Source organism: Pontibacter sp. Tf4 (assembly GCF_014212495.1).
In the GTDB taxonomy this organism is placed as follows: Bacteria; Bacteroidota; Bacteroidia; order Cytophagales; family Hymenobacteraceae; genus Pontibacter.
In genome coordinates this window covers 67,101-75,087 of sequence record NZ_JACKZC010000001.1, presented here as the reverse complement: position 1 = coordinate 75,087, position 7,987 = coordinate 67,101, and the positions used below count along the sequence as shown (strand labels likewise).

Annotated in this window: 3 protein-coding genes; 1 reads left to right on the top strand and 2 read right to left on the bottom strand. The window is 50.2% G+C overall.

Features of this window, described 5'->3' with window-relative positions; all coding sequences use genetic code 11:
• Window positions 1-516: 516 nt before the first annotated feature.
• Window positions 517-5,256: a T9SS type A sorting domain-containing protein gene (locus H7F15_RS00305; protein ID WP_185194957.1), complete on the top strand. Its 4,740-nt coding sequence runs from the start codon at window positions 517-519 to the stop codon at window positions 5,254-5,256.
• Window positions 5,257-5,329: 73 nt separating this feature from the next.
• On the opposite strand, the gene H7F15_RS00300 is transcribed toward H7F15_RS00305, so the two are convergent.
• Together H7F15_RS00300 and dusB are read right to left on the bottom strand one after the other, a co-directional pair.
• Entirely contained in the window at window positions 5,330-6,196 is an 867-nt protein-coding gene (locus tag H7F15_RS00300; RefSeq protein WP_185194956.1) for a DMT family transporter, read from the bottom strand.
• A gap of 790 nt (window positions 6,197-6,986) precedes the next feature.
• Complete coding sequence (gene dusB / locus H7F15_RS00295; protein WP_185194955.1) at window positions 6,987-7,982, bottom strand: tRNA dihydrouridine synthase DusB; 996 nt, start codon at window positions 7,980-7,982, stop codon at window positions 6,987-6,989.
• Window positions 7,983-7,987: the final 5 nt, after the last annotated feature.

The window sequence follows — 7,987 nt, the reverse complement described above, 5'->3', positions numbered from 1 at the left end:
ACGCATGTTATTATTAATGGTGCAGGGGGGCAGAAACAACCCGAATCTATCCAGACTAATCAGGGGCAAAACAAGAGAGCAGAATGTTTTTCATTAACAATAGGGGGTGGAGAGCAACCTGCTAACCTTAGAGTCGAAAATTTAAATGGGTTGCACATTGAAACAACGCTGAACATTTTGCCAAATGGTACTTTAGAGAACCTAAGAACTCCAGTTTTTATTAAAGGAGATTGGGTTAATAATGGGACTTATATTGAAAAACCTGTAGCTCAGAATAAGAATTGGATAAATATACATTATGTAGAATTTAATGGTACAAACCAAAAGATCTCCGGTTCAAAAGAAACGCAATTTTTAGAGCTTCATGTAAAGGGCAGGCTTACTTTAGAAAACAATGTTACAATTGATCTGACTGATTACAACTATGGTAACCTGATTGTGCATCCGGGAGCTGTCATAGATCCAGGAAATTACAAGATCAGCTGGGGCAACAAATCCGCAGTAGCTTTTCAGTTGATGAATGGAGCCACTATTCTTGTAAAAGCTCAGAATTATCTCGACAACTATTCTATAAAGCCAACTATAGCTTACAATGGAACGACCATAGAACATACCAGTACGATAGACTATGCCGGAACTATAGATCAGAATATATATGATCAGATAGTATATCAAAAACTCGTGATAAGTGGTTCTGGTGTAAAGCGGCTTATCGGGCCTACCACTGTTTCGTCGGGAGCGACAGATACACAGGTAAATGTAAACAGTGCTACCCTTGATTTGGGAGCTCACCAACTGGTGCGGCAGGCAACGGGCGGAAGCCTTACCGTTGCAGCTGGAGCCACCCTTAAAATAGGTGGGCCTGCGAACACACCGGTAAACTTTACATCCCGCACGTTTAGCCCGGCCAGCACCGTAGAGTATTATGGAGGCGCCCAGACAGTTCAGCACAACACCTACGGGCATTTAACTTTTAGTACGACAGGTAGCAGCCCCGTTGCCAAAACAATGCCTGCCGAAGCCATGACCATTGCGGGCAACCTGACAAGCACAGCCAATACTACCTACACCGCCAGCAATGCCTTAACTATAGGTGGGCATGTAACAATCGGGGCCGGATCCACTTTTAATGGCGGAACGTCGCTTACCCACACGGTAGCAGGCAACTGGGTTAACAACGGTGCTTTCGTGCCGGGCTCAAGCACGGTTGCGTTTAATGGTGCTGTCAATACCACTATAACCGGCGAAACCACTTTCAGCGGCTTAACTATAAACAAGACTGCTGCCATCAACTATGTTGCCCTTAACAGCAATGTTACAACCACCAATTTAAGCCTGACAAACGGCGATTTACACACCGGAGCAAACAAGGTAACGCTACTCGGTAACCGAACAGGAAACGGATGGGTGGTTGGGACCTTAACCCGGCTACACACCTTTGCCTCCGGCACCAGTTATGCTTTTAACGGGCCTCTTGCCACACTATCCTTTGCCGGAGCATCTGGTATAAATGAGGTAACCATGCGGACCGGAGCGGCGGGGTTTCAGCCAACAGGTTTCGTTAACGGAAAATCGATCAACAGGCTTTATGAAATACAGATGCCATCCGGAAGCTTTAGTAGTGCCAGCCTGCAGTTGCAGTATAAAGATGCGGAGCTGAACGGGTGTGAAGAAGATGGCCTGAAACTATACTATTCGCCAACCGGGGCAGGAACCTGGTCTAATGCCAGCAGGCATGCTTACGATGCGACACAAAACTGGGTGCGCCGGAACAACCTTGCCACTATAAATGGTTTCTGGACCCTGACCGATAACCCGAGCACTTACAAATGGGATGGAGGCGCAAACACTATAGCATGGTCAGATGGAGCGAACTGGGAGGTATGGACCGATGGCGCCCCTACCCGTGGGATTACAGGCCCGATCAGCTCTGATTTTGTTGAACTGGGTGGGTTGGTGCCGCAAACACAACCAACTATAAGTGCAGCAGAATGGGTTAGGGATATTAAGTTTTTCGGCGCGAACCAGATGCAGCTAACTATAGCTTCGGGCTCGCTGCGCACAAACTATAACCTGGTAGCCACTGGCTCAGGAGCAGGTGTGCAACATCAACTGAATGCAGGAGCCCAGCAAGTAACTATAGGCGGCAACCTGATTTTGAATGATGGCAGCACCGGAAACAGCCTGTCGTTTGGCAGTGGAGCTGGTACAACTATAGTTACCGGTAACATAGAGCAACGCGGCACCGGAAGTATCTCCCTGGCATCCGGCAACCTGAACATTGGTGGAAACTACACTTACGAAGCAGGTTCTTTTACAGCAGGCACATCCACAGTAACTTATAACGGATCAGGCACGCAGGAAATGGGAGCAGTTCCCTATCATCACTTAACTATAAACAAAACAGCCGGTACCGCCAACTATACGGCCACAACAGCGCCAGGCATAAGCGGCAACCTGACTATAGCCAACACAGGTGGTTTAAATCTGCAGGTGCCTCTGTTGCAGGTAGCTGGTCATGTAAGTATACTGGCGGGCTCGCTGCAGGGCAATGCCTCAACTATAGACTTGAAAGGGAACTGGCTTACGGCAGGTACAACGTCGTTTGTGCCGGGCAGCAGCACCGTTGTTTTTTCAGGCAGTTCGGCGCAGCTGGTTGCTGCTACCAGCTTTAATAACCTGCAAAAGACTACCGCCAACACCCTGACAACAACCGGCAGTTCTACGTTAACCGGTAACCTGACTATAGATGCCGGAACACTTGTGCTGAACGGCCATACCATGAACCGCAACGGTGCCGGCGGACAATTGTCGCTGGCCGATAATGCAACTTTGCAGATAAATGGAACAGCGGTTTTTCCGGCTGGCTTTGGCACAAATACACTGGCGCTGAACAGCAACACCATTTACGAAGGCGGTAGTGCTGGCATAGCCGGTGTAACGTATGGCAACCTTACGCTGCAAGGTGCGGGCACGAGAGCGTTACTGGCAGATGCCCGCGTAGCCAACCAGATGTACATTGCCGGCAATACCACCCTGAACGATGCAGCCGCAACACTTACCTTAGACAGAAACCTGACAACCGACGGCATTATCAACGCTCCGAATACAAACCTGTTGTTCACCAATACGGCCGCTAACCTGAACGGCTCGGGTATAGGCGGCACCAGCATCAATAACCTGACCATAGCAACAGGCAGCGGACTGAGCGCTTCCAAAGATCTGATTTTGTACGGTAACCTGACCAATAACGGGAACAATTTCAGTGCACCGGCAAACCAGGTAACCTTTACGGGCACAGTGGCGGCTACGGTAACATCTTCATCCACTTTGCTGATGAACCAGCTGCGTATTACCAAAGCAGCGCCGGCTACAGCAGTTACACTCTCAGCAGATATTTCGGGGTTGCAAACCATAGATGTACTGACCGGAACCCTGAATGCTGCCAACCGCACCCTCACCGAGAAAGCCACCGGCACATCGGTACTGACAATTGCTGATGCTGCTACCATGCGCGTAGCTGGTACAAGTACATTGCCGACCTTTGATAACTATAGTTTGGCCCCTGCCAGCTTTGCGGTGTACGAAGGCAGCAACCAGCTTGTGAAAAGCATACAATATGGGAATCTGCACCTGCAAAATATAGGAACAGCAACATTTGAGGCAGGCACAGCCCGCGTTGCCGGCAACCTGGTAAAAGGAACTGAAGCCACAGTAGTTACACCCTTAACGATAGAATACAACGGGGCCGGAGCGCAGCTGGTGGCAGCACTTAACTATAACAACCTCACGCTGAGCAGCACAGGCGCTAAAACCTTTGCCACTGGCGAGACCCGGATAGCAGAGGCCTTTACCAGAACAGGGACGATGCCGGTAGACGCACGTACCAATGCTACAACCATCAACTATACCAAAGCCGGTAACCAGCAGGTGCTGCCGCTCAACTATAACAACCTTACCCTGAGTGGTTCCGGTACCAAAGCTTTTGCGGGTATAAGTGCTGTGAATGGCGCCTTTACTTTAGCCGGCGCTGCCACCGCAGACCTTACGACTGCAGAAAATACGATCATTTTTGATGGCGCAACCCAGACGGTACCTGCCCTGAACTATAAGAACCTGAGCGTTACAGCTGCCGGCATTAAAACCCTGGCCGGAACTATAGAGGTAGAGAAAGCGCTGACCCTTACCGCCGGGGAGTTGCTGACAGGAGCGGCCAATAAAGTGATTTTGCACGGCGCGACCGGTTCCCTCTCCGAAACAGGCAATACACAGGGCTATTTAAAAGGCACCATCGAAACGGAACGTACTCTTACCGCAAACACCACAGAGACCTTTAACGGGCTGGGCATCAGTATTACGCCTACGGCCGGCGCACCCGGTTTAACAAAAGTAACACGCGTAACCGGCACAACCGTGGGCACATCCGGCACCAGCATTCTGCGCAACTATAAAGTAGAGCCCCAGGGCGAAAACCAGAACCTGAACGCGACAGTTAGCCTCCAATACTACAGCCACGAACTGAATGGCTTAACAGAAACCGACCTGGCCATTTATTCTTCGTCCAACCTGAGCAACACCACCGATAACTGGAAACTGGAGACCACTACTAACGAACCGGATGTAACCGGAAAGATAGTGACCCTGAACGGAGCGCAAAAGCTGGCCCGCTTTACCTTGGGTAGCCGCCTGATACCGCTGCCTGTGGAACTGGTTTATTTCAGAGTCTGGAAGGATGGGCTGAATGCCGTACTGGAATGGAAAACAGCCTCTGAGAAAAACAATGCCGGCTTTGAGGTGCAGGTGTCTGCAGATGGCAAAACGTACCAGAAACTTGGCTTTGTAGAAAGCAAAACAGGCACTTCGGCCATAGTCCAGAACTATAGTTTTACCGATAACCGCAATGGCAAACTTGGCGTGCTGCACTACCGCATCAAACAAACAGACCACGACGGAACATCAAAACTATACGCTCCCCGCGCCATCGATTTCGGGCAGGTAACCGCTACCACGTTTATGGCTTACCCTAACCCGTTTGTAAAAGATGTGCAGATCGGGGTGAAGGCCGAGCAGAGCGGCAAAGCAACTATAGCTTTATACACAGCTGCAGGCAAAGCAGTGCTGCAACAGGAGCAGGAGGTAGCCCAGGGAGCATCGGTGCTGCAGCTGGTGCTAAACCAGAACCTGCCGCGCGGCCTGTACCTGCTCACCGTAACGCTGGGCAACCACAAACAAACGCTGAAGCTCATCAAAGAATAAAACCCTGATAGTTTCTGCAAAAGAAAAGGCTCCTGTTCTGCGGGAGCCTTTCTTATAACTATAGTTTATGCCGCTACCTGGCGCGGTTCACGATAAATACCCCAACCAGGATAATGACCATGCCTACATAATGCCACAGGTGAATGGTTTCGCCGTCCAGCACGCCCCACATCAGCGCAACTATAGGTATCAGGTACGTGGATGAACTGGCAAACAGCGGCGTAGAGATATGAATAAGCTTATTGAATAGCACCAACCCGACAGCTGTGCTGAATACGGCAAGGATGCCAATGTAGAGCAGCGCTTCGCCGGCGCCCGGTGTATGCTGCAATTTGTTAAAAGCATCGGTGGTGAGCAGGTAAACAAATGCCATCGGCCCCACTGTCAGCAGCGCCAGGCTCGACATGACAAACGGCTGCAAACCCTGCAGTTTATACTTGATGATGTTTACGCTGCCGCCGTAGCAGATGGTAGCCACTACAATGTACAGCCCATACATAGTATTGTCGAAGTTGGTATTCTCGCCACCCGAAAAGATAAGCACCGCTGTGCCCGCAATACCGATCAGGATACCCAGCATCCGCATCCAGGTAATGGCCTGGTGAAAAAAGACGGCACCCACCAGCAGCGTGAAAAGAGCTGTCAGCGAATTAAGCACACCAGCCAGCCCGCTGGCAAGACGGGTTTCGGCATAGGCAAACAGAAAAGCCGGAATCAGGTTGCCCAGCAGGCCGCTGCCCAGTAAAAACTTCCAGTGGCGCGGCTTTGCCTGCCGGATATGTTTGATTGCCCATGGCAGCAGGGTAAGAAAGGCAATTGTTATGCGCCAGGCCCCCAGCTCATCCGACGAATACACCACCAGTCCCTTTTTGATCAGGATAAAGGAGGTGCCCCAGATAAGCGCCAGTATAACGACCAGGAACCAGGCAAGCGCCGGCATTCCGGTTTTTTGATGTTGAGTAATAGTAGACAAGCGAGTTAGAAAGTTAAGATTTAGAAGTGCGCAAAAGTAGAGGAATTTATAGTTAGAAAGTTAAAAAGTTTGGAAGTAAGAGTTTAGGAAGTATGAATTAAAGAAGTAGAGGTAAACTATAGCAACAGCAGAATTTTCCCCCTTCAAAGGCAAGGCTGTCTCATTCTATTATTTTGCCCTCGCCGGCCTCTGGCGAGCGTGCGTTACCTGCGGACTCAGGCCGCTTAAAGCTGCGCCTAAGGCGCAGGTGGCGAGACGCCACCAAATAGCTCACACTCGCCAGAGGCGAGCGAGGGCGTTATTTTTTATGATTTTAGCAGAATTGCCCCCTTTGAAGGGGGTAGGGGGATGACCAGCAGCAACTATAGAACTGTAGCTCAAACTATAGCAGGGGCTGAAATTCCCCTCTCGGGAGGGGTAGGGGTGGGTTAAAAAGGCAACTATAGAACTATAGCCAGCGCTGAAGCCTGTCCCTTTCGGGCCAGTTGAGTTGCAAACTCAACCCTACAATCAGACACGGGTTGAAAACCCGCGCCAGCGAATATATGTAGCTGCAGCAACTATAGAACTATAGATCAAACTATAACGAATCCCAAAATCCATTAAATCTCCATTAATCCGCAGTTCAGACAGGAATCCTGATAATCAGAAAAATCCCCTTAATCACTGGTCCAAAAACAAAAGCGCCTGCCGCAAAAAGCAACAGGCGCCTATCGTATAACTTTCTAACTTATACTTTTCTAACTTTCTAACTGAATCAGCTTTCTAACTCCGCATAGCTCATCGTGGCAGCAATCTCGTCAAGCGTATCATAAATCTCCTGAATATCTTCGGACTGTACCAGCTTCATGCGGAGCGGTTTGAAGTGCGGCAGACCACGGAAGTAATTGGTATAGTGGCGGCGCATCTCAAAAATGCCCAGTTTATCGCCTTTCCACTCCAGGGAGTGCGTAAAGTGCTGGCGACAAACTTCCACACGTTCCTCCAGGGTCGGGCCTGCTAACATTTCGCCGGTGGCCATGTAATGCTTTATCTCATTAAAGATCCACGGGTAGCCAATGCTGGCGCGGCCAATCATGATACCATCTACGCCATAACGGTTGCGGTATTCCAGCGCTTTCTGGGGAGAATCGATATCGCCGTTTCCGAAGATCGGGATGTGCATGCGCGGGTTGTTCTTTACTTCGGCAATCAGGCTCCAGTCGGCTTCGCCTTTGTACATCTGCACGCGTGTGCGGCCATGTATGCTCAGGGCTTTTATGCCAATATCCTGTAATCTTTCGGCGGTCTCAACTATGTACTTGGTGTTTTCGTCCCAGCCAAGGCGGGTTTTAACAGTAACCGGAAGGTTGGTTGCTTTCACAATCTCCTCGGTCATCTTCACCATTTTGGGCACATCGCGCAGCAGGGCAGCACCCGCACCTTTGCAGGCCACGTTCTTTACAGGGCAACCATAGTTAATATCTATCAGGTCAGGGCCGGCTTGTGAAGAGACTATAGCCGCCTCGCGCATCGACTCAATATCGGAGCCGAAGATCTGGATTCCAATGGGGCGCTCGTAGTCAAAAATGTCCAGTTTTTGCACACTTTTGGCTGCGTCGCGTATCAAACCTTCAGAGGAAATAAATTCAGTGTACATCAGGTCGGCCCCGTTGGCTTTGCACACTTTCCGGAACGGCGGATCGCTCACGTCTTCCATAGGTGCCAGCAGCAGCGGGAACTCGCCCAGTTCTATGTTCGCTATCTTTACCAAAGCAA

Bases quoted from the DNA above. Each gene is read 5' to 3' on its own strand.
- H7F15_RS00305 (WP_185194957.1), top strand. From the start codon at position 517: ATGAATGGAGCCACTATTCTTGTAAAAGCTCAGAATTATCTCGACAAC.
- H7F15_RS00300 (WP_185194956.1), bottom strand. From the start codon at position 6,196: ATGCCGGCGCTTGCCTGGTTCCTGGTCGTTATACTGGCGCTTATCTGG.